Consider the following 889-nt stretch of genomic DNA (forward strand, 5'->3'; position numbering starts at 1 on the left):
ATGGTGACCCTGCTGCGGGAGAACCCGGGCTTTCGAGCCTGGCTGCGTGCCCGGCTCGGAGATTCCCGCATGGACCTCGTGCTGGCCTGTGCCAACGCCGTGGTCCACGGCGCCGGGCAGACCCCGGCCTCCCTCCTGCTCGACGCCGCCCTGCGGGCCTGCCAGGTGGCCGAGACGGTGGCGCGTGCCGCCGCCTTCGACGCCGTACACGACCAGCTGTGCGCGCCCGGCCGCGTCAGCCTCCCGGCGGACGGCGCTCCCCGCCCGCCGCTGCCGGAAACCCCGGCCCAGGAGTACGCCGACCACGCCGCCACGGGCAGTGTGCTGGGCGCCGCGGCCACCCTGCTGGTCAAGCACAACGTCACCGAGGCGGCCGAGGCGGTCCTCGCGGGTTCGCCGAAGGCCGCACGCTACGGCCCCGCCGCCTTCCACGCGCTGCTGAGCGCCGCACTCGCCCGCACCGGCGTGCTGGTCCGCGACCCGGACCGGCTGCGCCGGCTGGAGCTGGCCGGCACGGTCGTCCTGCACCCGAGCGTGCTGCGCGCCGACGACGGCGAGGCCGACCCGTGGGCCGAGCCGGTGCTGGACGCGGCCCGCCGTGCGGGGCTCAGGGTCGTACTCGTGGACGACCCCGCCCTGGAGGACTTCACCGGCCTCGCCGACCAGGTCGTGGACGCGCGCCGGCCGCTGGACGACGTGGTGTACGAGGCGCGCGGCGACGCGGGCGCGGTGCTCGCCGTCGCCCGGGTGCGCACGGCCGACGAGCGCGACGTCCTGGCCGGGCTGCGCGCCGCCGACATCGCCCTCGCCCTGACCGACCGCGAGGGCGCCGTGGTGTGGGGCGCGGACATCCTGGCTCTGCACGGGCTGCCCGACGTGTGGCGCGTGC

1 pseudogene is annotated in these 889 nt (G+C 77.4%); it reads left to right on the plus strand.

Features of this window, described 5'->3' with window-relative positions:
• Positions 1 to 889, plus strand: a pseudogene (locus M878_RS86275) (cation-translocating P-type ATPase); the annotation flags it as partial.

Origin of the sequence: Streptomyces roseochromogenus subsp. oscitans DS 12.976 (assembly GCF_000497445.1) — a bacterium.
Lineage (GTDB): Bacteria > Actinomycetota > Actinomycetes > Streptomycetales > Streptomycetaceae > Streptomyces > Streptomyces oscitans.